This is a genomic window from Kitasatospora sp. NPDC058478 (assembly GCF_042720345.1).
Lineage (GTDB): Bacteria > Actinomycetota > Actinomycetes > Streptomycetales > Streptomycetaceae > Kitasatospora.
Map to the genome: position 1 here is coordinate 14,461 of NZ_JBHXML010000088.1, position 24,592 is coordinate 39,052.

Here is a 24,592-nt window from a genome sequence, read left to right on the forward strand (position 1 = left end):
GCTCCTGCTCGGCTTCCCGGATGCCCCCCGACCACCCCCCCCCCGGCCACGCTGGGGGTTGCTTGCGGGGCCGGTCCGCCTCAGGGCCGCACGGCGCCAGGATCACAAGACGTCACGGCGTCACGGCGTCACGGCGTCACGGCGTCAGCACGATCTTGCCGAAGACGTCGCCCTTGGCGAGCCGCGCGAAGCCGTCCCGGGCCTCGGCCAGCGGCAGCACCGAGTCGATCACCGGCCGGACGCCGGTGGTCGCGCACAGCGAGAGCAGCCCGGCCAGTTCCTCCTTGGTGCCCATGGTCGAGCCGACCACCTTGAGCTCCAGGAAGAAGATCCGGTTCAGCTCGGTGGTGCTCGGGTTGGGGCCGGAGGTGGCACCGGAGATGACGACGGTGCCGCCCGGGCGCAGCGCCTTCACCGAGTGCGCCCAGGTCGCGGCGCCGACCGTCTCCATCACCGCGTCCACCCGGGCGGGCAGCCGGGCGCCGCTCTCGAAGGCGGCGTCGGCGCCGAGTTCGACCGCCCGGCGGCGCTTGGCCTCGTCCCGGCCGGTGACCCAGACCCGCAGCCCGGCGGCCTTGCCGAGGACGATCAGCGCGGTCGCCACGCCGCCGCCCGCGCCCTGCACCAGGACGGTGTCGCCGGGCTTGACCCCGGCGTTGGTGAACAGCATCCGGTAGGCCGTCAGCCAGGCCGTGGGCAGGCAGGCGGCCTCTTCGAAGCTGAGTTCGGCGGGCTTGGGCAGCAGGTTCCAGGTGGGCACGGCCACCTGCTGGGCGAAGGTGCCCTGGTAGCGCTCGGTCAGGATGGACCGGGGCTCGTCCGGGCCGACCCCGTGGCCGCTCTGGCCGATCACCGAGTGGAGGACGACCTCGTTGCCGTGCTCGTCGACACCGGCGGCGTCGCAGCCGAGGATCATCGGCAGTCGGCCGGCGGGCAGGCCGACCCCGCGCAGCGACCACAGGTCGTGGTGGTTGAGGCTGGCGGCCCTGACCGTGACCACGCTCCATCCGGGGCGGGCCTGCGGCTCGGGGAGTTCGCCCAACTCCAGTCCGCTGAGCGGGTCATCGGCGTCGATACGTGCGGCGTAGGCAGCAAACATGCTGCGGACGATAGCCGCGCCGGCCGGGGCCGGGAACCACGCGCGGGTGTGACGCGTGTCCCGGCCCCGGCCGTGTCGGCGGCGCCGCTCACGCCGGGCCTGCCCGGCAGCGGCGTCCGGATCGTCAGATCCGGGCCACGCCCTCGGCCCGGGCGGCCTCGGCGACGGCCTTGGTGACCGCCGGGGCGACCCGCTCGTCGAACGGCGAGGGGATGACCTTCTGCGGCGTCAGCTCGTCGGCGACGACACCGGCCAGCGCCTTGGCGGCGGCCAGCTTCATGCCCTCGGTGATCCGGCTGGCCCGCACCTGGAGGGCGCCGGCGAAGATGCCGGGGAAGGCCAGCACGTTGTTGATCTGGTTCGGGAAGTCGCTGCGCCCGGTGGCGACGACCGCCGCGTACTTGTGCGCGACCTCGGGGTGGATCTCCGGGGTGGGGTTGGCCATCGCGAAGATGAACGCGCCCGCGGCCATGGTCGCGACGACCTCCTCCGGCACGGTGCCGCCGGAGACGCCGATGAACACGTCGGCGCCGGCCATCGCGTCGGCCAGGGTGCCCTTGAGGCCGGTGCGGTTGGTCAGTTCGGCGATCTCGGCCTTGACGTCGGTGAGGTCGCCGCGGCCGTCGTACACCACGCCCTTGCGGTCGCAGACCGCGACGTCGCCGATGCCCGCCGCCACCAGCATCTTGGCGATGGCGATGCCGGCCGCGCCGGCGCCGGAGATGACGGCCCGCAGCGAGCCGATCTCACGGCCGGTCACCTTGGCCGCGTTCCACAGGGCGGCGGTGGTGACGATCGCGGTGCCGTGCTGGTCGTCGTGGAAGACCGGGATGTCCACGGCCTCCTGGAGCCGGCGCTCGATCTCGAAGCAGCGGGGGGCGGAGATGTCCTCCAGGTTGACGCCGCCGAAGGAGGGCGCCAGCCGCACCACGGTCTCGACGATCTCGTCGACCTCGGTGCAGGCGAGCGCGATCGGCACCGCGTCCACGCCGCCGAACTGCTTGAACAGGATGGCCTTGCCCTCCATCACGGGCAGGGAGGCCTCCGGGCCGATGTCGCCGAGGCCCAGCACGGCGGTGCCGTCGGTGACCACGGCGACGGTGTTGGACTTCCAGGTGTAGTCGTTGACCAGCTCCGGCTGCTCGGCGATGGCCGTGCAGACGCGGGCGACACCGGGCGTGTAGGCGAGGGACAGGTCGTCCGCGTCGCGCACCGGGACGGTCGCCCTGATCTCCATCTTGCCGCCGCGGTGGAGCGCGAAAACGGCGTCGACCGGATCGACGGTGTCCTGGGTGCTGCTGATGATCTCCGCTGCCACGATGACCTCTTCGTCATTGATCTGGCGAGGGTGCGCGACCGACGGACAGGACGACCCGTCCGGAAACCGGAAACCGGGTACGCCGAAGCGGACCCGGGGGCTGGGTCGGGGCGCTGCCGTCGGGCGGCGCCCTCGGATGAGGGTTTTATGGGTCTTGTTGGTCCGCGTTGTGCTTCCGGGCCGAGCGTAGGTCGGACCAAGGCATCGCACCTATGCCTTTTCGTCCTCGTCACGTGCAGTTCATCGCCGAGCTGTCGCGTCACCGGGGCCCGGCGTCGGAAGCGCCGGGCTCCGGCGGCGGCAACGGTGATGGCGGCACGCGCACCCGCAGGAGTGAACGCAGACGCGCTGGGGAGTCGGCGTCCCGGATACGGAGCCACGTGATGACTTCCGTTCCCGGACACCCCGAGCCTGTCGGGGCTCGTCGGTCTGGTTCGAGCGTTCGGGGGTCACCCGGTACCGAATTCTGACACACCCGCTGCCGGGCCCGGGAGTGCGGGATGGCCGGATCGCATGTCCGCCATTTCGCGTACACCCACGCGTCACCGTGGCGGCCGCACGTCCCTTCGCCGTGGTCGACGGCGGCATCCGAGCCGGGGCGGCGGGCCTCCGGGCACCGGGCAGAGGGATCTGCATACTTATGCACGGAGTGACAGGAACACGGAATAAGTCCGAATAGCGGACAGCCCGGGCCCTCGTTATCCGATTTTGATCTGGATGAGGGCCATCTGACCGTTCACAGATGGCAGGATTCCCCCCATCTCGGATCGAGCCGGCCACTGGTCGAGGCGGTTCGCTTGACGTCCACCTCGGCGGAGGGTGGCGGAAGCAGTACCCCGTAGCAACCTGGGCGGCCCGTCCGCACAGGCACCGCACCACCCGGCCCTGCACGTACGACGACGTACAGCGAAATACACCCGTACAGCGCCGTACGACCCTGCCGCCCCGGTGTGCCGCCCCCGCGGCGCGCTCCGCCCGCCCTCTCCCTCAGGAGGAGATCCCCCTCATGACCGCCCGTACCCAGCGCACCCGGCTTCTCGCGGCCGGCGCGGTTGCCGCCTCCGTCACCCTCGTCCTGACCGGCTGCAGCAGCAGCAAGAGCGACGGCGGCAGCGGCGCGCCCAACGCCTCCGCGACCGTCAACGCGGTCAAGGCCGACGACAAGCTCGCCGCCCTCGTCCCCGCCGACGTCAAGTCCTCCGGCAAGCTCCTGGTCGGCGCGGACGCCTCGTACGCGCCGGACGAGTTCAAGGACGACAGCGGCAAGGTCATCGGCATGGACGTGGACCTGGCCAACGCCATCGCGGCCAAGCTCGGGCTGAAGGCCGACGTCCAGGACTCCGGCTTCACCGCGATCATCCCCGGCATCCAGTCGAACAAGTTCCAGCTCGGCATGTCGTCCTTCACGGACAACAAGGAGCGCGAGCAGGTCGTCGACATGGTGACCTACTTCAACTCCGGCAGCGCCATCGCGGTCAAGAAGGGCAACCCCGACAAGGTCGACCCCAACGACCTGTGCGGCAAGAAGGTCGCCGTCCAGACCGGCACCACCCAGGCCGACGAGATCAAGGACACCCGCAACCCGGACTGCGCCAAGAACGGGAAGCCGGGCATCCAGAACGACGGCGACAAGTTCGACCTCCAGACGGACGTCACCAACGCCGTCGTCTCCGGCCGCGACCAGGCCATGATGGCCGACTCCCAGGTCGTCGACTACGCGATCAAGCAGGCCGGCGGCCAGCTGGAGAAGCTCGGCTCCACCTACGGCGTGGCCCCCTACGGCGTCGCCGTCGCCAAGGGCTCCAAGCTCACCCCCGCGATCCAGGGCGCCGTCCAGTCGCTGATCGACGACGGCACCTACAAGCAGATCCTCACCAAGTGGGGCGTCGAGTCCGGCGCCCTCGACAAGTCGACCGTCAACGGCGCCGTGAACTGACCGTCCGCCTGCTCCCTCTCTCCCCCGAGGCCACACCGTGAACTCTCTGGACAAGGGGAAGGCGGAGGAGGGACGGCCTGAGACCATCAAGGCCGTCCCGGTCCGCCACCCCGGACGCTGGGTAGGCGCCGTCGTCATCGCCCTGCTCGCGGCGATGCTGCTGAGCGCCCTCTTCACCAACCCCGCTTTCAAGTGGGACATCGTCGGGCAGTACCTGTTCCACGACAGCATCGTGCACGGCATGGTCGTCACGCTGGAACTGACCGTCCTCTCCATGCTGATGGGCGTGATCGGCGGCATCGTCCTCGCCGTGATGCGCCTGTCCCCGAACCCCCTGCTCTCCGGCACCGCCTGGATGTACATCTGGGTCTTCCGCGGCACCCCGGTGCTGGTGCAGCTGGTGTTCTGGAACTTCCTCGGCCTGATCTGGGCCAAGCTGTCGATCGGCGTCCCGTGGGGGCCGGAGTTCTGGTCCGCGGACACCAACGTCCTGATCCCGACCTTCGTCGCCGCCCTGCTGGGCCTCGGCCTCAACGAGGCCGCCTACATGGCGGAGATCGTCCGCGGCGGCATCCAGTCGGTGGACGAGGGCCAGACCGAGGCCGCCCACGCGCTCGGCATGAGCCGGTTCCAGACCATGCGCCGGATCGTCCTGCCCCAGGCCATGCGGGTGATCATCCCGCCGACCGGCAACGAGACCATCTCGATGCTCAAGACCACCTCGCTGGTCAGCGTGATCTCCCTGGAGGAGATCTTCCGGGCCGGTCAGGTCATCTACTCCCGGAACTACCAGAACATCCCGCTGCTGATCGTGGTCAGCCTCTGGTACCTGTTCTTCACCTCGCTGCTGACCATCGGCCAGTACTACATCGAGCGCTACTACGCCCGCGGCTCCAACCGGACCCTCCCGCCCACCCCGGTGCAGCGGCTGCGGGGCCTGTTCGCCGGGAAGCCCGCCCCGAAGACCGGCGCCGACGTCGTCCCGGGGCTTGAGGGAGGTGGTCACGTATGACCGACCTGAGCAAGACCCCGGCCGCCGCCACCGGGCAGCCGATGGTGCGCGCCGAGAGCGTCCACAAGTCCTACGGCTCCGTGCACGTGCTCAAGGGCATCGACCTGGAGGTCAAGCAGGGCGAGGTGTTCTGCCTGATCGGCCCCTCCGGCTCCGGCAAGTCGACCTTCCTGCGGTGCATCAACCACCTGGAGAAGATCAACGGCGGACGCCTCTGGGTGGACGGCGAACTGGTCGGCTACCAGCAGAAGGGCGACAAGCTCTACGAGCTCAAGGACCGCGAGGTCGCCGTCAAGCGGCGCGACATCGGCATGGTCTTCCAGCGCTTCAACCTGTTCCCGCACATGACGGCCGTCGAGAACGTCATGGAGGCCCCGGTCCAGGTCAAGGGCGAGAGCAAGGCCGCCGCCCGGGAGCGGGCGATGGTCCTGCTGGAGCGGGTCGGCCTCGCCGACAAGGCGAAGAACTACCCCTCCCAGCTCTCCGGCGGCCAGCAGCAGCGCGTCGCGATCGCCCGCGCGCTGGCCATGAAGCCCAAGCTGATGCTGTTCGACGAGCCCACCTCGGCGCTCGACCCCGAACTGGTCGGCGACGTCCTCGACGTCATGCGCGGCCTCGCCGAGGAGGGCATGACCATGGTGGTCGTCACCCACGAGATGGGCTTCGCCCGCGAGGTCGGCGACGCGCTGGTGTTCATGGACGGCGGTGTGGTGGTCGAGTCCGGCAACCCCCGCGAGGTGCTCACCGACCCCCGGCACGAGCGCACCCGCGCCTTCCTCTCCAAGGTGCTGTAGAACCGTACCGACCGGCGCCCGGCAGGCTGCTCCTGCCGGGCGCCGACGTTTTCCCCACCCAGGTAATAGGCTGGACGCAATCAGCCCGTTACCGACCTTTTGGAAGGACCTCCGTGGAGCTCGCCTCGTACGCCGATCTCGCCGTTCGGCTGGTGAACACCGAGGAGCCCGAACGCGGCACCGACACGCTGACGTCCGTGGACGCGGTGCGCGGCCTGTTCTCCGACTCCTCGCGGGCCGCCGCACAGGCCGACGAGTCCGACCTGCCCCGGCTGCGGGCGGTGCGGACCAGGCTGCGCGGGGTCTTCGAGGCCGCCGCCGAGGGCGACGAGATCCGGGGCGTCGACCTGCTGAACAGCCTGCTGATGGAGTACCCGGTCAGCCCGCTGGTCTCCGGGCACGACTACCTGGACGACGCCGGCCGGCCGCGCTGGCACCTGCACCTGGCCGACAACTCGCCGACCGCCACCGCGCACTTCAGCGCGGTCGCCTGCATGGGCCTGGCCGTCCACCTGACCGAGCTGGGCGCCGACCGGCTCGGCATCTGCCAGGCCGCGCCCTGCCGCAACGCCTACCTGGACACCTCGACCAACCGCTCCCGCCGCTACTGCTCGGACCGCTGCGCGACCCGCGCCAACGTCGCCGCGTACCGGGCCCGCAAGCGCCAGGAGGCCGAGGCCGCGGCACTCGGCGCCGCCGGCTAGGCAGGGCAGGGCCCAGGGGGTCAGGGAGTCAGAGCTCGTCCGCCCAGACGCCCAGGCGGCGGGCCAGGCCCGGCACCCGGGCCAGCCGGGTGCTCAGCAGCAGCCGCTCCAGCCGCCGCCCCGGCGCCAGCCAGGCCGGGCGCGGGCGCAGCCTCAGCAGCACCCGGCCGAGCACCAGTTCGTCCGGGACCGGGCCGTAGCTGCGGCTGTCGCTGTCCACCGGCCGGTTGTCGGACAGCAGCCACCAGCCCCTCGGACGCCGCTCGGCGGCCCGCTTCACCACCAGCAGGTCCTGCTGGAAGGGGTGCCGGAAGAGCACCACCGCGCCGGGCCGGATCGGCGCGCCGTAGCGCACCAGCAACTGGTCGCCCTCGCGCAGGGTCGGGACCATCGACGGGCCCGCCACGTCGACCAGCCCGAACGGCACCGCGCCGCCGCCCCGCCCCCGGGGTTCCGTGCCCGCCGGTTCCGTGCTCCGCGCCACGACTCCTCCTCCCGGACCGACCGGTCCCAGTCTGCCGTACGGACCGTCACCCCGTTCGATCCGTTCGATGTCCGGATTACCCCGGTTCCGGGTCCGCCTTTTGCCCTAGGCCCACCGCCCGATCGCGAAACCCCGGGGGCGGAAGGGTAATCTCGGGCGCGGGAAGACGATCTAAGGAAGGACTCCCATGTTCTCTCGTCTGTTTGCACCGCGCGCCACCGCCCACGCCCACTGTGACCTGCCCTGCGGCGTGTACGACCCGGCGCAGGCCCGGATCGAGGCCGAGTCGGTCAAGGGCACCCAGGAGAAGTACCAGGCCAACGAGGACCCGGCTTTCCGCACCCGCGCCCTGATCATCAAGGAGCAGCGTGCCGAGGCCGTCAAGCACCACATCTCGGTGCTGTGGAGCGACTACTTCAAGGCCCCGCACTTCGAGAAGTACCCGCAGCTGCACCAGCTGATCAACGACACCCTGAAGGCCGCCTCGGCCGCCAAGGCGTCCACCGACCCCGCCACCGGCCAGGCCCTGCTGGACCTGATCGCCGAGGTCGACAAGATCTTCTGGGAGACCAAGCAGGCCTGAGCCTGACGCGTCGCCACCCGACCGCCCCCGTCCGCGAGCCCGGACGGGGGCGGTCGTGCGTTCACGCCCCACCCGAGCCCGGTAAGGGTTGCCTAGCCTGAGTGGCTGTTATGCTGCCAGGGCGTCCGAGGGGGAAGTCCGGTGTGAATCCGGCGCTGACCCGCAACGGTGAGCACGGCCCCCGGGGCCGCGCCAGCCCGATCGCCCCCGGCCGCTGAACTCCCGACAACTCGCCGTGGACTGCGAGGGGATGGCGCCCGGGCCCGCGCCCGACCGGTGCCGCCCCCGCGCACCCGCGGCCCGAGGCAAGGCGCACCGTGAGCAGCACCGCAGCCGCGGGCAGTGGCGCAACGAGCCCGCCCGCCCGCCGAATACCCGCCCTCCCGCTCGCCGTCGGCCTGGCCGCCGCCCTGCTGCTCTCGCTGCTCTGCGGCGTGGCGCTGGGCGCCTCCGGGATCGGCCTGCCCCGCGTCCTGCGGCTGCTGGCCGCCGGGCTGACGGGCGGACGGCTGGAGGCGGAGGAGGCCGCCGCCTACGCGATCGTCTGGGAGATCCGGCTGCCGCGCGCCGTGCTGGCCGCCGTGGTCGGCGCCGGGCTGGCCGCCACCGGGGTCGCCGTCCAGGCCCTGGTGCGCAACGCGCTGGCCGACCCGTTCGTACTCGGCATCTCCTCCGGCGCGGCCGTCGGCGCCAACGCGGTGCTGCTGCTCGGCGCCTTCGCCTCGCTCGGGGTGTGGGCGATCTCGGCCTCCGCGTTCGGCTCCGCGCTGGTCGCCATGGTGCTGGTCTACCTCGCGGCGCGGACGGCCTACGGGCTCACCCCGCTGCGGCTGGTGCTCACCGGCACCGCGCTCTCCTACGGCTTCTCCGCCGTCACCGCGCTGATGGTCTTCGCGGCCGCCCGCGGCGAGGCCGCCCGGGACGCCATGATGTGGCTGCTCGGCAGCCTCGGAGGCGCCACCTGGGGCTCGGTGCCGATCGCCGCCACCACCGTGCTGGCCGGCCTGGCGTACCTGGCCTGCGCCGCCGGCCGGCTGGACGCGCTCGCCATGGGCGACGAGACGGCCGCCTCGCTGGGCGTGGACCCGGACCGGCTGCGCCGCGAGCTGTTCGTGGTGACCGCCGCCGTCACCGGCACGGTGGTGGCCGTCAGCGGGGCGATCGGCTTCGTCGGGCTGATGGTGCCGCACCTGGCCCGGATGCTGGTCGGCGCCGGGCACCGCCGGGTGCTGCTGGTCGCGCCGCTCGCCGGGGCGCTGCTGCTGGTCTGGGTGGACATCGTCTCGCGCACCCTGCTGGCGCCCGCCGAACTGCCGGTCGGGGTGGTCACCGCGGTGCTCGGGGTGCCCTGTTTCCTGCTGCTGATGCGCCGTCGCGGCTATTCCTTCGGAGGCCGCTGATGGATCTCGCCCTGGACTCCGTCTCGGTCGAGCTGGCCGGTGCCCGGCTGGTCCACGACGTCGCCCTGGACGCCGCCGCCGGGCAGGTGGTCGGACTGATCGGACCGAACGGCAGCGGCAAGTCGACGCTGCTGCGCTGCGTCTACCGGGCGCTGCGGCCGGCCGCCGGGGCCGTCCGGCTGGACGGCACGGACCTGCACGCGCTGACCGCGCGCGAGGCCGCCCGGCGGGTGGCCGCGCTCCCCCAGGAGCACTCCGCCGAGTTCGACTTCACGGTGGCCGAGGTGGTCGCCATGGGCCGGCTGCCGCACCGGCGCGGCCTGGGCGGCCCGGGCGCGGACGACCACGCCCGCTGCACCGAGGCGCTGCGCAAGGTCGGCGCCGAGCAGTTGGCCGGGCGGGGCTTCCTGAGCCTGTCCGGCGGCGAGAAGCAGCGGGTGCTGATCGCCCGCGCGCTGGTCCAGGAGCCCCGACTGCTGGTGCTGGACGAGCCCACCAACCACCTGGACATCGCCCACCAGTTGGACGTGCTGGCGCTGGTCCGGGAGGCCGGGCCGACGGTGCTCACCGCGCTGCACGACCTCAACCTGGCGGCCGGCCACTGCGACCTGCTGTACGTGCTGCAAGCCGGCCGGATCGTCGCCTCGGGGCCGCCCGCCGAGGTGCTCCGACCCGCCCTGCTGGCCGAGGTGTTCGGCGTCCGGGCCACCCCCGTCCGGCACCCGGTGACCGGCGCCGTCCAACTGCTCTTCGACCGGATCTGACCCACACCCCGAAGGAACCCCCGTGCGCACCAAGGCTGTTGCCATCACCGCCCTGCTCACCCTCGGGCTCACCGCCTGCGGCGCCGAGATCGCCCCGAGCGGCGACGCCACCGCCGCCTCCGCCCACTACCCGGTGACCGTGGAGAACTGCGGCACCAAGCTCACCTTCCCGCAGAAGCCCGCCCGGACGGTGACCAACGACGTCGGCATCACCGAGCTGATGCTCGCCCTCGGCCTGGCCGACCGGATGGCCGGCTACGTGATGCCCGACGACAAGGGCCGGGTCGACCAGGTCGCCTGGAAGGACGGCTACCAGCAGACCGCGTGGCTCTCCAAGAAGGAGATCACCAAGGAGATCGTGCTGGGCGCCAAGGCCGACCTGGTCTTCGCCGGCTGGCACTACGGCTTCGACGAGGGCCGCGGCTTCACCCCGCAGGCGCTGGGGGACCTCGGCATCGCCTCGTACGTGCTCAGCGAGTCCTGCCGCAGCGGCAAGGGCACCGAGCGCGGTGTGATGTCCCCGTTGGACGCGCTCTACACCGACCTGGCCAACCTCGGCGAGATCTTCGACGTCCGCGACCGGGCGGACAAGCTGGTCGCCGGTTTCAAGGCGCAGGTCGCCGCCGCCCCGCAGCCCGAGCGCCGGCCGTCCGTGTTCCTGTACGACAGCGGGCAGGACAAGCCGTACACCGCCGGGAAGTTCGCCGCGGCCGACGAGATCATCGCCAAGGCAGGCGGGGCCAACGTGATGGGCGACCTCGCGGACACCTGGGTCACCGTCGGCTGGGAGAGCGTGGTGCAGCGCGACCCCGAGGTGATCCTGATCAACAACTACGGCGAGACCGGCGCCGACGCCAAGCGCGCCTTCCTGAAGTCCTTCCCGCCGCTGGCCGGCGTCTCGGCGGTCAGGAACGACCGGATCTTCGTCCTGGACTACGTCGACCTGGTGGAGAGCCCGCGCAACCCGGCCGCGATCACCGCGCTGGCCGACTACCTGCGCACCGTCCCGGCCCGCTGACCCGCCCGCCCCCGGCCCGGGCCCCGATCAGGGCCTGGGCCGGGGGCGGGGGCGCGCAGTAGGCTCGCGGCATGATCCGCACCGCCGTCGTGACCGACGTTCCCGTCATCCTCGCCCTGATCCGCGAGCTCGCGGAGTACGAGAAGGCCCCGCAGGAGGCCGTGGCCACCGAGGAGCAGCTGCGCGACGCCCTGTTCGGCGCCAACCCGGCGCTGTTCGGCCTGATCGCCGAGGACGACGCCACCGGCGAGCCGGTCGGCTTCGCGGTCTGGTTCCTCAACTTCTCGACCTGGCGCGGCACCCACGGGATCTACCTGGAGGACCTGTACGTCCGCCCGCAGTCCCGCGGCGGCGGCCACGGCAAGGCGCTGCTGCTGGAACTGGCGCGGATCGCCGTCGAGCGCGGCTACGCGCGGGTGGAGTGGTCGGTGCTCGACTGGAACACGCCCTCGATCGACTTCTACAAGTCCCTCGGCGCGGTGCCGATGGACGGCTGGACCGTCTACCGGCTCACCGGCGAGGCGCTCGCCGCCGCCGGCGGCGGTCACTGAACGGACCGCCCGAACCCCTGCCACCCTGCGTCGCGATGGCTTACCATGAGTGACTCCCGAGCCCCGGCCGGCGTGCGGAAGGCGGTAAGGTCTCAGGCGGATACGCGGCGTCCGGTCGCCCCGCGAAGGGTATGACCGGTACGTACCGCACCACCCCTCTGGACAGTTGGGGCGAAGCAGTTGAGCCAAGCAACAGACAGTGCCGCGGCCACCGGCCCGGAAGCACAGCGCGTCACCCAGGAGGTGAGGGTGTCCCAGATCGACGGCGAGCCCGGAGTGCAGGACTTCGTGGAGGTCCGGCTGCCCGCGGCGGGTGCCTACCTCTCGGTCCTGCGAACAGCGACGGCCGGCCTGGCGGCACGGCTCGACTTCACCCTCGACGAGATCGAGGACCTGCGGATCGCGGTCGACGAGGCCTGCGCCATCCTGCTCCAGCAGGCGGTGCCAGGCTCCGTCCTGACCTGCGAGTTCCGGCTGGTCGGCGACTCGCTGAAGGTGACCGTCACCGCCCCCACCACCGACGGGAAGGCGCCCGAACGGGACACCTTCGCCTGGACGGTGCTCTCCGCCCTGGCCGGCGAGGTCGACTCCTCGGTCGGCGAGGACAAGACCGTGTCGATCAGCCTGCACAAGAAGCGCGGCGGCCCCGTCGCCCACTAGCCGGGGCGTCGACCAGCACCGCACAAGGGCCGTCCGCCCGGTCCCCGATCAGGGGCCGGGCGGGCGGCGCCCGGTACCGCCCCCCACGCGGTACGACCAACGAGACGATGCCGGGGCCCGAGGGCCCCGGTGCTCCCGGAACGGAACGGGGGAATGGCCGTGAGTGATCTGGACCGTACCGGCCTCGCGACGGCGGGACCTGCCGTACCGACCCAGGCGAGCGTTCCTGGCCTCGCCGCCAACGACGATGCGCACCCGAAGGACGCCCACCGGATGAGCCACCCGACCGAGCCGACGTCTGAACCGTCGCCCGCATCCCCGCCCCCGTCCGATCCGGCGGACGAGGCCGCGGACCTGCGCACCGCGGTGCCCGTCCAGGCGCCGGCCCCGGCCCCGGCCCCGCACCGCTCGGGCGCACCGGACCGGGAGGCGGCCCGCGCGCTGTTCGTCCGGCTGTCCGCGCTGCCCGACGGCTCCCCGGAGCGCGTCGAGCTGCGCAACCAGCTGGTGCGGATGCACATCCCGCTGGTCGAGCACCTGGCCCGGCGGTTCCGCAACCGGGGCGAGCCGCTGGACGACCTGACCCAGGTCGCCACCATCGGCCTGATCAAGTCGGTGGACCGCTTCGACCACGAGCGCGGGGTCGAGTTCTCCACCTACGCCACGCCGACCATCGTCGGCGAGATCAAACGGCACTTCCGCGACAAGGGCTGGGCGGTCCGGGTGCCGCGCCGCCTCCAGGAGCTGCGGCTGTCGCTCACCACGGCGACCAGCGAGCTCTCCCAGCGGCACGGGCGCTCCCCCACGGTGCACGAGCTCGCCGAGCACCTGGGGATCTCCGAGGAGGACGTCCTGGAGGGCCTGGAGTCCGCCAACGCGTACTCCACGCTGTCCCTGGACGTCCCGGACAGCGACGACGAGTCGCCGGCCGTGGCGGACACCCTCGGTGCCACCGACGAGGCGCTGGAGGGCGTCGAGTACCGCGAGTCGCTCAAGCCGCTGCTGGCCCAACTGCCGCCCCGGGAGCAGAAGATCCTGGTGCTGCGGTTCTTCCGGAACATGACCCAGTCGCAGATCGCCGCCGAGGTGGGGATCTCCCAGATGCACGTGTCCCGCCTGCTGGCCCGGACCTTGGCCCAGCTGCGGGAGAAGCTCCTGGTGGAGGAGTAGGACTGACGGCCGCTCAACCGGCGGCCGACCCCCGGCGGCCCTGTGCGCTCAGCCCTCGTGCGACGCGTACAGGGCCGCCGTCGACTTCGGGTTCAGCAGCGCGCCGATGCCGACCAGCCCGAGCAGGCCGACCAGCACGCCGACGCCGATCATCGCGCCGCCGCTCTCCAGCATGTAGTACCCGATCGGCAGGCAGATCGAGTTGGTGAGCACGGCCGGGCTGCGGCCCCAGCGGCGCTCCTTGAGCAGCGCGCGGGCGGCCAGCACCGGCAGCACGCCGAGCAGCACGATGACCAGGCCGCCGAACTCGTTCAGGGCGAGCTGCTTGGACTGGCCGGACAGCGCGGACACCATGTCCCAGACGCCGACGACGGCCAGCGCGGCGCCCTCCAGGGCGGTGATGGCGGCGCCCACGGTCAGCGCCAAGGGGCGGGCCGGGCCCGCCGTGGGTACGGGTGCGGAGGATTCTGCGGTCACTCCAGCAGGGTAGCCGCCGGTTGGTCCGTACCGACCCGTAGGCTTTCCCCATGCGCGCTCTCCTGGTCGTGAACCACAAGGCCACCACCACCAGTGGCCGCACCAGGGACGTACTGATCCACGCGCTGCGCAGCGACCTCAAGCTGGAGGTGGCCGAGACGCAGTACCGGGGCCACGCCCGCGACCTGGCCCGCGAGGCCTCGGAGGACGGCACGGTCGACCTGGTGGTGGCGCTCGGCGGCGACGGCACCGTGAACGAGGTGGTGAACGGGCTGCTCACGCACGGCCCGGGCGAGAAGGTCCCGCGACTGGCCGTGGTGCCGGGCGGTTCGACCAATGTGTTCGCCCGCGCGCTGGGTCTGCCCAACGACCCGGTGGAGGCCACCGGCGCCCTGCTGTACGCGCTGGAGCACGGGAGCGAGCGGCCGGTCGGCCTGGGCAAGGCGATGACCGACGGGCTGCCGGACCGCTGGTTCACCTTCACCGCCGGCCTGGGCTTCGACGCCGGGGTGGTCGGCCGGGTCGAGGAGCAGCGCCGGTTGGGGCGCAAGTCCACCCACGCGCTCTATGTGGGGCAGGCGCTGCGGCACTACGTCACCCAGCGTGAGCAGCGTCGTTCCGGGCCCGTGGCCCTGGAACTACCGGGCCGAGAAGGCGTGCCGGGCCTGGCCCTGGCCATAGTCAGCAACACCTCGCCGTGGACGTTCCTCGGCAACCGCCCGGTGTACCCCTCACCGCTCGCCTCCTTCGACACCGATCTCGACGTCTTCGGGATCACCCGGATGACGGCGTTCGGCACCGTTCGAACGATCCGTCAGATCCTGCGGTCGTACGCCTCTTCGAGCGAAGGCGCCCCGCCGGCCGGCCCGTCCGGCAAGCACGTCGTCTCCTATCACGACGTCAGACACTTCACCTTGGTTTCAGAGGAACCGGCCCCGTTCCAGGTTGACGGGGACCACCTTGGAGACAGGAGTCGCGTCAGTTTCACAGGCGTACGGCGGGCACTGCGTGTGATTGTGTGACCGGAAGGGGGTTTCGCCCTTCTTCTCGAACGCACAAGCCCCCTTCACTCCATAGAAGTACTGGCTGTGAGCTAGGCGACACCGAAGAATCAAAAATTCCTCCCTGAAGGGGGTTGTATCCGGGCCCGAGGTTTGCGAACCTCTACATGGCGATCGGGACGCATCGCAGCGACGGCAACCTCAGAACCTGGCGGGTGTCGACCGCGGAGCGTCCCTCGAATCGCCGAATCCCTCCCCAGCACAGACCACCCGGGCCCCGGCGGGCCTTTGGTCTCTTTTGCTGTTGCGGGATTCGTGAAAGCGTTCACATTCACAAGCCACATTCACAAGCCATCGATTATGCCGACCGGGTGCCCCCCGCCGGCAGGAGGAGTTGGACGACCATGGACTGGCGCCACCGCGCTGTCTGCCGCGAAGAGGACCCGGAGCTGTTCTTCCCGATCGGGAACACCGGTCCTGCTCTGCTGCAGATCGAGGAAGCCAAGGCCGTGTGCCGCCGCTGTCCGGTCATGGAGCAGTGCCTGCAGTGGGCTCTTGAGACCGGCCAGGATGCCGGCGTCTGGGGCGGTATGAGCGAGGACGAGCGTCGCGCGATGAAGCGCCGTGCCGCCCGCAACCGCGCCCGCACCGCCTGATCACACGCCGTAACACCAGCAGTAACCGAAACACCGATCAACACATGATCAAAGGCTTCCCTGCACCTCCTGGTGAAGCCTTCCGCACAAAGGGCCTTGCCTGGCGAGGTCCCGCGACACCGGACCGTCCAGCCACTTGATACTGTTCACTTAGAGCAATATCGTGGAGCTGTGGCGCTCACCGTGTGCAACGCACGGGCGAGGTGTCGCACCACCCAGAGCCCCCGTTCCGGCCGACTCCCCCCGACGGCCGGAACGGGTTGAGAGGCCCTGTCGACCCACCCCCCCCCGGTCGACAGGGCCTCGTTTCTGTTTTCGCGCCCCGGTTTGTGTGCGCGCCCCAGCGCGCCCGCACCCTGGCACGCCCCCGCGCGGGCCGACCCGCGCCGGGCTCGCGAGGTGGGCACCCGGCGCTTTCGCCGAGTGCACGCCCCCACCACGCGCCTCGCTGCACCTTTCCGCGGACCGCGGTGCGGACCGGACCGCGGACCGCACCGCACCGCAGGCCGGTCGGCGGATCAGCGGACCGGGATCTCCAGGATCACCTTGGTGCCGCCGTCCGGACCGGCCACCATGTCGAAGGTGCCACCCAACTCGCCGGTGGCCAGCGTGCGGACGATCTGCAGGCCGAGGTTGCCGGCCGTCTGCGGGTCGAACCCCTCGGGCATGCCGCGGCCGTCGTCCTGCACCGTGATCAGCAGGAACTCCTCCGGCCGGGCGCCGCCGTTCCAGCTGTCCGACCAGCCCGCCCCGGTCGCCGGGGCCCGCCCGCGCAGCGCGCTGACCTCCAGGTTCCCGGAGGCGGACGGGCCGAAGGCGTGCTCCAGCGCGTTCTGCAGCAGTTCGTTCAGCACCATCGACAGCGGGGTGGCCACCTCGGCGGACAGGATGCCGAAGCTGCCGCTGCGGCGGGTCGCCACCCGGCCGTCCTGGGACAGCTCCATCACCATCGCCAGCACCCGGTCGGCGATCTCGTCGAAGGCCACCTGCTCGTCCAGCGCCTGGGACAGCGTCTCGTGCACGATCGCGATCGAGCCGACCCGGCGCACCGCCTCGTCCAGCGCGGCCCGGCCGGCCTCCGACTCCATCCGGCGGGACTGCAGCCGCAGCAGGGCGGCGACGGTCTGCAGGTTGTTCTTCACCCGGTGGTGGATCTCCCGGATGGTGGCGTCCTTGGTCATCAGCTCGCGGTCGCGGCGGCGCAGTTCGGTGACGTCCCGGCAGAGCACCAGCGAACCGGTCAGCGTGCCCTTGGGCTTGAGCGGGATGGCCCGCAGGGTCACCACCCCGCCCTGCACCTCGACCTCGGTCTGCCGCGGCGCCCAGCCGCTCGCCAGCTTCACCAGCGCCTCGTGCACGGCCGCCCGGGAGGGCGGGACCAGTTCGGCGGTGGCCCGGCCCAGGTGGCTGCCGACCAGGTCGGTGGTGAGGCCGAGCCGGTGGTAGGCGGACAGGGCGTTGGGGCTGGCGTAGGTGACGATGCCGTCCGCGTCGAGCCGGATCAGGCCGTCGCCGACCCGGGGGGCGGCGTCCATGTCGATCTGTTCGACGCCGTGGAAGGGGAAGCTGCCGGCGGCGATCATCTGGGCCAGGTCGGAGGCGCTCTGCAGGTAGGTGAGCTCCAGCCGGCTGGGGGTGCGGACGGTCAGCAGGTTGGTGTTGCGGGCGATCACCCCGAGCACCTTGCCCTCGCGCCGGACCGGGATGGACTCGACCCGGACCGGCACCTCCTCGCGCCACTCCGGGTCGCCCTCGCGCACGATCCGGCCCTCGTCGAAGGCGGCGTCCAGCAGCGGGCGGCGCCCGCGCGGGACGAGGTGGCCGACCATGTCGTCCTGGTAGGAGGTGGGGCCGGTGTTGGGCCGCATCTGCGCCACCGAGACGTAGCGGATGCCGTCCCAGGTGGGGATCCACAGGACCAGGTCGGCGAAGGAGAGGTCGGAGAGGAGCTGCCACTCCGAGACCAGCATGTGGAGCCATTCCACATCGGCCCCGGTCAGGGTGGTGTGGCGGCGGACGAGTTCGTTCAGCGAGGGCACATGGCGAGGGTAGCGCCGCCGGTCGGGGCGCGGCGCGGCGGACCGGGGAACGGATCATGCGCCGGGCCTGCGGCGGAGCCCGCTTCCCGAAGTTGTCCAGACCAATTTCCGGAGCGGCCTGGACAACCCAGATTGGTCTAGTCCACAATGAAAGGGCACCAAGGAGAGGCCCACCGCGCAACTGCCCTGACCGCGCGAGGCCTTTCCTCGGTCGGACGCCGCCGAACGAGGACCCCGCACAGTTCTCGATCGACTCCGGCGACCGACGACAGCTCCGGGCTGCGGTGCCGCATGGGTTGAGGGTCCCGTGTCGGCGCCGTGGCCCGTAGTGCTTTCCGGGTACGCCGGGCGCCAGGCCCTGTCCGGCCGAGGGGCGCGACGCGTTCCGGGCGCTCCCCCGCCGAAGCCATGTTCCGCCGCTCAACGAGTCGGGCCCCCGTCCACAGCCTGTGGACGGGGGCCCGATCGCGTGGCGCCGTGCCTCAGTGCGTCTCGGTGACCTTGGCCAGGGCGCGCGGGGCGTCCGGGTCCTGGCCGCGGGCGATGGTGACCTCGTAGGCCAGCAGCTGCAGCGGGAGGATCTCCAGGATCGGCTGGACCTCCTCCGGCACGCCGGCCGGCAGGGCGAAGCCGGCCGAGGCGGCGTCCACCTGCGCCTGCTGGCCGACCACGACCAGGTCCGCGCCGCGGCCGCGCAGGCGGTCCAGCACCGGCTGCAGGGCCTCGCCGCCCTTGCCGTCCGGGACGATCGCGATGACCGGCGAGACGTTGTCCACCATGGCCAGCGGGCCGTGCAGCAGATCGGCGCCGGAGAACGGGGAGGCCGGGATGTAGGTGGTCTCCATCAGCTTCAGCGCCGCCTCGCGGGCGGTCGGGTAGCCGTAGCCGCGCGAGGTGATGACCAGGCGCTGGGCGAAGCGGTACCGCTCGGCCAGCGCCTTCACCTCGGCGTGGCGGGCCAGGACGCCGGCGGCCAGGCCGGGCAGTTCCTTGGCCGCCGCACCGTCGCCGCCGCGCAGGCCCTCGACCAGCAGGTAGAGCGCCAGCAGTTCGGCGGTGTAGGTCTTGGTGGCCGGCAGCGCCTTCTCCGGGCCGGCCAGCACGTCGATGTGGAACTCGGAGACCTCGGCCAGCGGCGAGGACGCGTTGTTGGTGACGGCGAGGGTGATGGCTCCGGCCTCGCGGGCGGCCTTGGTGGAGGCCACCAGGTCGGGCGAGCCGCCGGACTGGCTGACGGTGACGACCAGGACGTCGGTGAGGTCCGGCTTGGCACCGTACGCGGTGGTGGTGGACATCGAGGTCAGGCCGGCCGGCTTGCCGAGCAGGATCTCGATCAGGTACTTGGCGTACAGCGCCGCGTTGTCGGACGTGCCGCGCGCGGTCAGCAGGACGAAGCGAGGGTTGCGGGCGGCGATCTCGGCCGCGATCTGGCGGATCTTCGGGGCACCCTCGTCGAGGATGCGCTGGAGGACGGCCGGCTGCTCGGCCATCTCCGCCGCCATGATCCGGCCGGGAACGGAAACAGTCTGCGGGTCGGACATCAGGATGTGCCTCCGATGAGATGGTTCGACCCCTCCGGGCAGGTTGCCCGACGGGGACCTCTACGGCGGCGAGTCCGCACACTCGCTGCGGTGGTTTCCTGCCGCAATCCTACGGGGGCCGCCCCCGCCGGGCACACCCGAAGGCCCGCCCCGGACGGGACGGGCCCCAGGCCTGTACAAACGGCGGCGCCGGGTCAGGACGCCTTGTTGATCAGCTGGTCGATCGCGGCGTCGGCGTCCTTGGTGGCCTGGTCCACCGACTTGCCCTTGAGGATGCCGGTCAGCATGTCGGGCAGGATCTTCTGCTTCTCGATCGCGCCCCAGCCGGGGGCCAGCGGGGTGAACCAGGCGTCCGGCACCGCGTTGGCCGCCGCGGCGGTGGTCGGCTTGTTCTTCAGCGGGTTCAGCTGGGTGAGGTTGTTCGGCAGGATGTCCTTGTCGGCCAGCGTCTGCTGGGACTTGGTGCTGGTGAACATCCGCACCCAGTCGGTGGCCAGCTCGACCTGCGCGGACTTGGCGGTGACCGCGAGGTCGGAGCCGCCGATGAAGGTGGGCAGCGGCTTGCCGTCCGGGCCGGGCATGGTGGCCATCTTGACGGTGTCCTTGAGGCTCGGGTCGCCGGTGCCCGGCGCGACGACGCTGGCCGCCTCGTAGCCGTTGCCGTAGAAGGACGCGGCGCGCCCGCGGGCCATCGACTCGAACTGGTTCTGCTCGTTCACCGTCAGGTCGCCCTTGGTGTACTTGCGGACCAGGTCGACGAAGTGGCTGATGCCCTGCTGGGACTTGGCGTCGTGCAGGGTGCCGTGCCAGTTGCCGGAGCTGTCGAACTTGGCGATGCTGCCGCCGTACGCGGCCACGTAGCTCATCGCGGCGTACCAGTACGGGCCGGGCAGGTAGAGCGAGGAGTAGCTCTTGTCGGCCTTGTTCTTGTCGGCGACCTTGTCCAGGACCGCCGTCAGGTCGGCCTCGGTCTTGGGGAATTCGGCGCTGCCGGTGGCCTGCTGGAAGGTGGCGGTGTTGTAGATGGCGACCCGGGCGCCGGCGTAGTAGGGCACGCACAAGAGCTTGTCCTGGTACGTGCAGGTGTTGGCGAGCGCCTTGATCCAGCTGTCGGAGTTGTCGAAGGTGGTCCGGTCGACCGGGGCCAGCGCGCCGGAGAGCACGTACTTCATGGTCTCGGTGTTGCCGAGCTCGACCACGTCGGGCGCGGAGCCGTCGGCGATCGCCTTGTCGAGCTTGGTCACCTTGTCGGCCCAGCCCTGGTAGGCGAGCTTGAGGGTGACGTTCGGGTACTTCGCCGCGAACTGGTCGTTGACCTGCTGCACCAGGTCGGGCCAGTTCTTCTGGGCGTCGTCCATCAGCCAGACGGTGACGGTGCCGCTCGCGGCCTTCGGGTCGGCGCCGGGGCTCTTGCCGTCCTTCGACGCCGTACCGGCCGATGAACAGGCCGTCAGCCCGATCGCCAGGGCAGTGATTCCGAACGTCGACATGAGCTGACGCTTCTTCACGCCATCCTCCGAGGGTGCTAGAGCCGTGTTGCCCGCCGGCAGCGTGATGGCGCCCGCAACGGAGGGTCCGGGCAGGGGCGAAGAGCTTCGGGGAGGGCCGATACCACATCCGGTGAGGTTGAATTTCGAACCGGATGACTGGACTCTGGCCTAGACCATAGGTGGTGTCAACGGCCAAATGGCCTCGTCGCCAAGGCCGTTGCAGAGCCGTTGTACCCCGTGGCGATCAGTTGCCGTACCGTCACCCTAAGTGGAACTTAAGGTAGATTTAAGGCCTACTTGAGGGAACACGGTCACCTGACGAATCCGCAGGTCAAATGGCGGGGAAACGGAACGGGCCCGCCATGCGGCATGCGCATGACGGGCCCGTCGGCCGACGCCTCCCGGACACTCCCGGTGACGCCCCCCTCGGTCTCAGCCGATGGCTCCCGGCTGCCCGGTGAGCACCTCCACGGCCGCCAGCCCGCAGACCCGGGCGGCGCCGTGCGTGGCGATGTAGAGCGCGCCTACCGGCTCGGACTGCGGCAGCCCCATCTCGACCACCGCGGCGTCCGGCCGGGCCGCCACCAGGCGGCCCAGCGCGGCGGACATCCAGGCGTGCCGGTGCGCGTCCCGGACCACCAGCACCAGGCGGCGGCCCTCGGCGCCGGCCACCAGCTCGGCGACCAGGGCGTCCAGCAGCTCGGGGGCGGCCTGCGCCGCCGAGACCGCGCGGGTGCGGGTGCCGGGGAAGCGGTCGGCCAGCATGCCGGCCACGCCCCACGGGGTGACGTCGCCGACGGCGATGTTCGGCTCGTCCGAGAACGAGGCCACGAACGGGCGCTCGGACACCGGCTGCGGCTCGTGGCCCGGCGCCCGGACCACCTTCAGCGCCCGGCGGGCGGCCCGCAGGCCGACCGCGAGGTCCGGCTCCGGCCGCTCGCCCTGGGCCGAGATCCGGCCCCAGCTGCCGAGCGAGCGGACCCGGTCGGCGGCGTCCGCCAGCCGCTCCTCGGAGAGCACGCCGGCCCGCACGCCCGCCACGATGGCGTCGCGCAGCATCAGCACGGTGTCCTCGTCGGCCAGCCCGCCTCCGACGCAGATCGCGTCCGCGCCGGCCGCCAGGGCCAGCACGGTGCCGTCGCCCATCCCGAAGGTGTCGGCGATGGCGCCCATCTCGATCGCGTCGCTGACGATCAGGCCCTGGTAGCCGAGGCCGCCGTCGGCCGGGGCGGCGCGCAGCAGGTCGCGCAGCACGAGCGGGCTGAGGGTGGCCGGCAGCTTCGGGTCGAGCGCCGGGATCATGATGTGGGCGGTCATCACGGCCTTGGTGCCCGCCGCGATCGCCGCCTGGAACGGGATCAGGTCGCGCGAGCGCAGCACGTCCAGGTCGACGTCGATGACCGGCAGCCCGTGGTGCGAGTCGACGGCGGTGTCGCCGTGGCCGGGGAAGTGCTTGGAGCAGGCGGCCACGCCGGCCGACTGGAGGCCCTCCACCCAGGCGGCGGTGTGCCGGGCGCACAGCTCCGGGTCGGCGCCGAAGGAGCGGACGCCGATGACCGGGTTGCGCGGGTTGGAGTTGACGTCCGCGGTGGGCGCCCAGTTGTAGTTGACGCCGGCCGCGGCCAGCGCCCGGCCCAGCTCGCGGGCGACGTCCCGGGTCAGCGCCGGGTCGTCGATCGCGCCGAGCGCGAGGTTGCCGGGCCAGGACGAGCCGGAGCCCGCCTCCAGCCGGGTGACGTCGCCGCTCTCCTCGTCGATGGCGATCAGGAGGTCGGGGTTCTCCTCGCGCAGCGCCTTGGTGAGCTTGGCGAGCTGGTCGAGGTCGACCACGTTGCGGTCGAACAGCGCGACCGAGCCGAGCCCGGCGGCGAGGTGGCGGCGCAGCCACTGCGGCGGCTCGGTGCCGACGAAGCCGGGCTGCAGGACGGTCAGGGCGTCACGGTGCAGCTGGTCGCTGACCGGAGCGGCGGGGACGAGGATGCTCACGTTTCTCAGCCCTTCACGGCGCCGTCGGTCAGTCCGCCGACCGCCTTGCGCTGCAGGAAGACGAACAGGATCAGCACGGGGATGGCGAACATCGTGGACGCCGCCATGGTGGCGCCCCAGTCGTTGCCGAAGGCGGTCTTGAAGGACGACAGCCACAGCGGGAGGGTCTTGCCCTCCTCCTTGTTGAGGATCAGGACGAGCGGGAACTCGTTCCACGCGGTGATGAAGCCGAACAGCGAGGTCGACATCAGACCGGGGGCCAGCAGCGGGAAGATCACCTTCACGAAGGCCTGGGAGCGGGTGCAGCCGTCCACCATGGCCGACTCCTCCAGCTCCTTCGGCACCGCGGCGATGAAGCTGCGCAGCGTCCAGATGGTGAAGGGCAGCACCATCATCATGTAGAAGAAGGTCAGCGGCACGAGGCTGTTCAGCATCTCGTTGTCGCGCGAGATCATGTAGACCGCGATGGTCATGACCTCCCACGGCGCCATCTGCGCGACCATGACGACCAGGACGAAGGCCTTGCGGCCGCGGAACTTCATCCGGGCGATGGCGAAGGCCGCGAGGGTCGCGATCACCAGCGAGATCAGCACCGCACCGACGGTGGCGATGAGGCTGTTGGTGACGTACGTCCAGAAGTTGGGCGCGTTGATCGCGGTGGTGAAGTGGTCGAGGGTCCCGTCGAACGGGATGAAGACCGGCGTCTTGCTGATGATGTCGTTGTCCTGCTTGAAGGCAGTCGCGATCATCCAGTAGACGGGGAAGATGAAGAAGACGAAGAGGACGACCGCGATCACGTTCGGCCAGGTACGTCCGATGAGCGAGCGCCTCACAGCTCGTCCTCCTGCTTGATCATGATGCGGAAGTAGTACGCCATCATCGCGCCCAGCATCAGGATGGTGAGCACCGCGATCGCGGAGCCGATGCCGTAGTGCTGCCCGGACGAACCCTCCAGGAAGGCGTGCACGGGCAGGGTGCGGGTCAGGTTCTCGGGGCCGCCGCCGTTGATCGCGTACACCTGGGTGAAGGCCTTGAAGACCCAGATGATCTCCAGGAACGTCGTGGCCAGGAAGAACGGCTTCAGGTTCGGGAAGATCACCGAGCCGAAGATCTTGGACGCGCCGGCGCCGTCCATCCGGGCGGCCTCGTAGAGCTCCTTGGGGATGGTGGTCAGTCCGGCGTACATGTTGAACGCCACGAAGGGGACCGACTGCCAGACGATCAGCAGGATCACCACGAAGAAGGTCGAGTACTGGTCGCTCATCCAGTTGTAGTCGGCCATCGCGTGCCAACCGAGCTTGTCCAGGAACCAGTTGACGACGCCCCACTGCTGGTCGAACAGCCAGGTGTAGACGGTGGTCGCGGCGACCACGGGCATCGCCCAGGCCATCAGCAGGCCGACCGAGAGGAGCAGCCGCATCCGCTTGCCGAGGCGGTTGAGCAGCAGGCCGATCAGGGTGCCGCCGACCATGATCAGCACGACGTTGACCAGGGTGAAGACGACGGTGCGCCCGGTGACCGCCCAGAAGTCCGGGTCGGTCAGCTGCTCCTTGTAGTTGTCGAAGCCGTTCCACTCGGTCAGGTGCTGGACGAACTGGCGCTTGTTGAGGTTCTGGAACGACAGCAGGACCGTCTTCACCAGCGGCCAGCCGAGCAGGGCGAGGGTCGCCACGGTGGCGGGCAGCAGCAGCAGGTACGGTGCCAGGCGTGCGCCGAGGCTCGGCCCGCCTGCGGGTCTGGCGCCCTTGCGGGGGGTGCCGTCGGCGCCACCACCGGCGGCACTCGTCTCAATTCCGGCCACGGCAGCCTTCCCTGAATCCGGGGACTGCGTCTGCACCCGCTCCGAATGCACAGCCATCGTTCTCACTTCCTCACAACCCGAACCACGACGGACAGGCGTCGCTCACCG

At 71.1% G+C, this 24,592-nt stretch carries 23 protein-coding genes and 1 riboswitch; of the genes, 13 read left to right on the top strand and 10 right to left on the bottom strand.

All coding sequences use genetic code 11. From position 1 onward, the window contains the following. Nucleotides 1-136: 136 nt before the first annotated feature. Nucleotides 137-1,099: a zinc-binding dehydrogenase gene (locus ACFWPT_RS35640; protein WP_063347847.1), complete on the bottom strand. Its 963-nt coding sequence runs from the start codon at nucleotides 1,097-1,099 to the stop codon at nucleotides 137-139. Nucleotides 1,100-1,223: 124 nt separating this feature from the next. Next, entirely contained in the window at nucleotides 1,224-2,417 is a 1,194-nt protein-coding gene (locus ACFWPT_RS35645; RefSeq protein WP_063347848.1) for an NADP-dependent malic enzyme, read from the bottom strand. 1,006 nt (nucleotides 2,418-3,423) lie between these two features. Here ACFWPT_RS35645 and ACFWPT_RS35650 point away from each other — a divergent pair. The 4 genes from ACFWPT_RS35650 to ACFWPT_RS35665 all read left to right on the top strand — a co-directional run bounded on the left by ACFWPT_RS35650 (nucleotide 3,424) and on the right by ACFWPT_RS35665 (nucleotide 6,863). Beyond that, complete coding sequence (locus ACFWPT_RS35650; RefSeq protein ID WP_063347849.1) at nucleotides 3,424-4,353, top strand: ABC transporter substrate-binding protein; 930 nt, start codon at nucleotides 3,424-3,426, stop codon at nucleotides 4,351-4,353. 37 nt (nucleotides 4,354-4,390) lie between these two features. Further along, entirely contained in the window at nucleotides 4,391-5,365 is a 975-nt protein-coding gene (locus tag ACFWPT_RS35655; protein ID WP_063347850.1) for an amino acid ABC transporter permease, read from the top strand. Continuing rightward, nucleotides 5,362-6,159 (top strand): amino acid ABC transporter ATP-binding protein, encoded by a 798-nt coding sequence (locus ACFWPT_RS35660; RefSeq protein WP_363371803.1) that lies wholly within the window; start codon nucleotides 5,362-5,364, stop codon nucleotides 6,157-6,159. Before ACFWPT_RS35655 ends, ACFWPT_RS35660 begins: the two co-directional genes overlap by 4 nt. A 113-nt stretch (nucleotides 6,160-6,272) precedes the next feature. Then, entirely contained in the window at nucleotides 6,273-6,863 is a 591-nt protein-coding gene (locus ACFWPT_RS35665) for a CGNR zinc finger domain-containing protein (protein ID WP_063347852.1), read from the top strand. Nucleotides 6,864-6,891: 28 nt separating this feature from the next. Here the strand turns inward: ACFWPT_RS35665 and sodX are convergent, their stop codons facing one another. After that, complete coding sequence (gene sodX, locus ACFWPT_RS35670) at nucleotides 6,892-7,347, bottom strand: nickel-type superoxide dismutase maturation protease (RefSeq protein ID WP_380486938.1); 456 nt, start codon at nucleotides 7,345-7,347, stop codon at nucleotides 6,892-6,894. 187 nt (nucleotides 7,348-7,534) lie between these two features. On the opposite strand from sodX, the gene sodN reads away from it, so the two are divergent. The 7 genes from sodN (at nucleotide 7,535) to ACFWPT_RS35705 (ending at nucleotide 13,493) form a co-directional block, all read left to right on the top strand. Further along, the gene (gene sodN / locus ACFWPT_RS35675; protein WP_063347853.1) at nucleotides 7,535-7,930 is read left to right on the top strand and encodes a superoxide dismutase, Ni; all 396 of its coding nucleotides are present in this window, start codon (nucleotides 7,535-7,537) and stop codon (nucleotides 7,928-7,930) included. Nucleotides 7,931-8,018: 88 nt separating this feature from the next. Continuing rightward, nucleotides 8,019-8,158: riboswitch (cobalamin riboswitch) on the top strand. 89 nt (nucleotides 8,159-8,247) lie between these two features. After that, nucleotides 8,248-9,330 carry a FecCD family ABC transporter permease gene (locus ACFWPT_RS35680; protein ID WP_380486940.1) on the top strand — a complete coding sequence of 361 codons (1,083 nt, stop codon included), beginning with the start codon at nucleotides 8,248-8,250 and terminating at the stop codon, nucleotides 9,328-9,330. Further along, nucleotides 9,330-10,094, top strand: a complete 765-nt coding sequence (locus tag ACFWPT_RS35685; protein WP_380486943.1) for an ABC transporter ATP-binding protein — start codon at nucleotides 9,330-9,332, stop codon at nucleotides 10,092-10,094. The genes ACFWPT_RS35680 and ACFWPT_RS35685 overlap by 1 nt, the downstream gene beginning before the upstream one ends. Nucleotides 10,095-10,116: 22 nt before the next feature. Further along, complete coding sequence (locus tag ACFWPT_RS35690; protein WP_380379108.1) at nucleotides 10,117-11,112, top strand: ABC transporter substrate-binding protein; 996 nt, start codon at nucleotides 10,117-10,119, stop codon at nucleotides 11,110-11,112. Nucleotides 11,113-11,183: 71 nt separating this feature from the next. Continuing rightward, nucleotides 11,184-11,663 carry a GNAT family N-acetyltransferase gene (locus ACFWPT_RS35695; protein WP_063347856.1) on the top strand — a complete coding sequence of 160 codons (480 nt, stop codon included), beginning with the start codon at nucleotides 11,184-11,186 and terminating at the stop codon, nucleotides 11,661-11,663. Between the two features lie 249 nt (nucleotides 11,664-11,912). Further along, nucleotides 11,913-12,323, top strand: a complete 411-nt coding sequence (locus ACFWPT_RS35700; protein WP_063347857.1) for a hypothetical protein — start codon at nucleotides 11,913-11,915, stop codon at nucleotides 12,321-12,323. A 159-nt stretch (nucleotides 12,324-12,482) separates the two neighbouring features. Then, complete coding sequence (locus tag ACFWPT_RS35705) at nucleotides 12,483-13,493, top strand: RNA polymerase sigma factor SigF (RefSeq protein WP_380379105.1); 1,011 nt, start codon at nucleotides 12,483-12,485, stop codon at nucleotides 13,491-13,493. 48 nt (nucleotides 13,494-13,541) lie between these two features. Here the strand turns inward: ACFWPT_RS35705 and ACFWPT_RS35710 are convergent, their stop codons facing one another. Continuing rightward, a complete protein-coding gene (locus ACFWPT_RS35710; protein WP_159398434.1) occupies nucleotides 13,542-13,970 on the bottom strand; it encodes a hypothetical protein in 429 nt (142 codons plus the stop codon). Nucleotides 13,971-14,020: 50 nt separating this feature from the next. Between ACFWPT_RS35710 and ACFWPT_RS35715 the strand changes: the two genes are divergently transcribed. Continuing rightward, nucleotides 14,021-14,992 carry a diacylglycerol kinase family protein gene (locus ACFWPT_RS35715; protein ID WP_063347858.1) on the top strand — a complete coding sequence of 324 codons (972 nt, stop codon included), beginning with the start codon at nucleotides 14,021-14,023 and terminating at the stop codon, nucleotides 14,990-14,992. 383 nt (nucleotides 14,993-15,375) lie between these two features. Continuing rightward, the gene (locus ACFWPT_RS35720) at nucleotides 15,376-15,627 is read left to right on the top strand and encodes a WhiB family transcriptional regulator (protein WP_014138019.1); all 252 of its coding nucleotides are present in this window, start codon (nucleotides 15,376-15,378) and stop codon (nucleotides 15,625-15,627) included. Nucleotides 15,628-16,145: 518 nt separating this feature from the next. On the opposite strand, the gene ACFWPT_RS35725 is transcribed toward ACFWPT_RS35720, so the two are convergent. From ACFWPT_RS35725 to ACFWPT_RS35750, 6 genes are all read right to left on the bottom strand, one after another. Next, nucleotides 16,146-17,666 (bottom strand): sensor histidine kinase, encoded by a 1,521-nt coding sequence (locus ACFWPT_RS35725; protein ID WP_244293369.1) that lies wholly within the window; start codon nucleotides 17,664-17,666, stop codon nucleotides 16,146-16,148. A gap of 482 nt (nucleotides 17,667-18,148) precedes the next feature. Further along, entirely contained in the window at nucleotides 18,149-19,207 is a 1,059-nt protein-coding gene (locus ACFWPT_RS35730; protein WP_063347859.1) for an SIS domain-containing protein, read from the bottom strand. A 194-nt stretch (nucleotides 19,208-19,401) separates the two neighbouring features. After that, nucleotides 19,402-20,697: an extracellular solute-binding protein gene (locus ACFWPT_RS35735; RefSeq protein WP_380486946.1), complete on the bottom strand. Its 1,296-nt coding sequence runs from the start codon at nucleotides 20,695-20,697 to the stop codon at nucleotides 19,402-19,404. A 432-nt stretch (nucleotides 20,698-21,129) separates the two neighbouring features. Then, a complete protein-coding gene (locus ACFWPT_RS35740; protein WP_380379098.1) occupies nucleotides 21,130-22,683 on the bottom strand; it encodes a glycoside hydrolase family 3 protein in 1,554 nt (517 codons plus the stop codon). Between the two features lie 5 nt (nucleotides 22,684-22,688). Beyond that, complete coding sequence (locus ACFWPT_RS35745; RefSeq protein ID WP_380345562.1) at nucleotides 22,689-23,516, bottom strand: carbohydrate ABC transporter permease; 828 nt, start codon at nucleotides 23,514-23,516, stop codon at nucleotides 22,689-22,691. Continuing rightward, nucleotides 23,513-24,541, bottom strand: a complete 1,029-nt coding sequence (locus ACFWPT_RS35750; RefSeq protein WP_371517174.1) for a carbohydrate ABC transporter permease — start codon at nucleotides 24,539-24,541, stop codon at nucleotides 23,513-23,515. The genes ACFWPT_RS35745 and ACFWPT_RS35750 overlap by 4 nt, the downstream gene beginning before the upstream one ends. Nucleotides 24,542-24,592 lie beyond the last annotated feature (51 nt).

What these genes read in the sequence shown, in the direction of transcription:
- ACFWPT_RS35640 (WP_063347847.1), bottom strand. Translation starts at nt 1,099, where the DNA reads ATGTTTGCTGCCTACGCCGCACGTATCGACGCCGATGACCCGCTCAGC.
- ACFWPT_RS35650 (WP_063347849.1), top strand. Translation starts at nt 3,424, where the DNA reads ATGACCGCCCGTACCCAGCGCACCCGGCTTCTCGCGGCCGGCGCGGTT.
- ACFWPT_RS35660 (WP_363371803.1), top strand. Translation starts at nt 5,362, where the DNA reads ATGACCGACCTGAGCAAGACCCCGGCCGCCGCCACCGGGCAGCCGATG.
- sodN (WP_063347853.1), top strand. Translation starts at nt 7,535, where the DNA reads ATGTTCTCTCGTCTGTTTGCACCGCGCGCCACCGCCCACGCCCACTGT.
- ACFWPT_RS35685 (WP_380486943.1), top strand. Translation starts at nt 9,330, where the DNA reads ATGGATCTCGCCCTGGACTCCGTCTCGGTCGAGCTGGCCGGTGCCCGG.
- ACFWPT_RS35695 (WP_063347856.1), top strand. Translation starts at nt 11,184, where the DNA reads ATGATCCGCACCGCCGTCGTGACCGACGTTCCCGTCATCCTCGCCCTG.
- ACFWPT_RS35715 (WP_063347858.1), top strand. Translation starts at nt 14,021, where the DNA reads ATGCGCGCTCTCCTGGTCGTGAACCACAAGGCCACCACCACCAGTGGC.
- ACFWPT_RS35720 (WP_014138019.1), top strand. Translation starts at nt 15,376, where the DNA reads ATGGACTGGCGCCACCGCGCTGTCTGCCGCGAAGAGGACCCGGAGCTG.
- ACFWPT_RS35730 (WP_063347859.1), bottom strand. Translation starts at nt 19,207, where the DNA reads ATGTCCGACCCGCAGACTGTTTCCGTTCCCGGCCGGATCATGGCGGCG.
- ACFWPT_RS35735 (WP_380486946.1), bottom strand. Translation starts at nt 20,697, where the DNA reads ATGTCGACGTTCGGAATCACTGCCCTGGCGATCGGGCTGACGGCCTGT.
- ACFWPT_RS35750 (WP_371517174.1), bottom strand. Translation starts at nt 24,541, where the DNA reads ATGGCTGTGCATTCGGAGCGGGTGCAGACGCAGTCCCCGGATTCAGGG.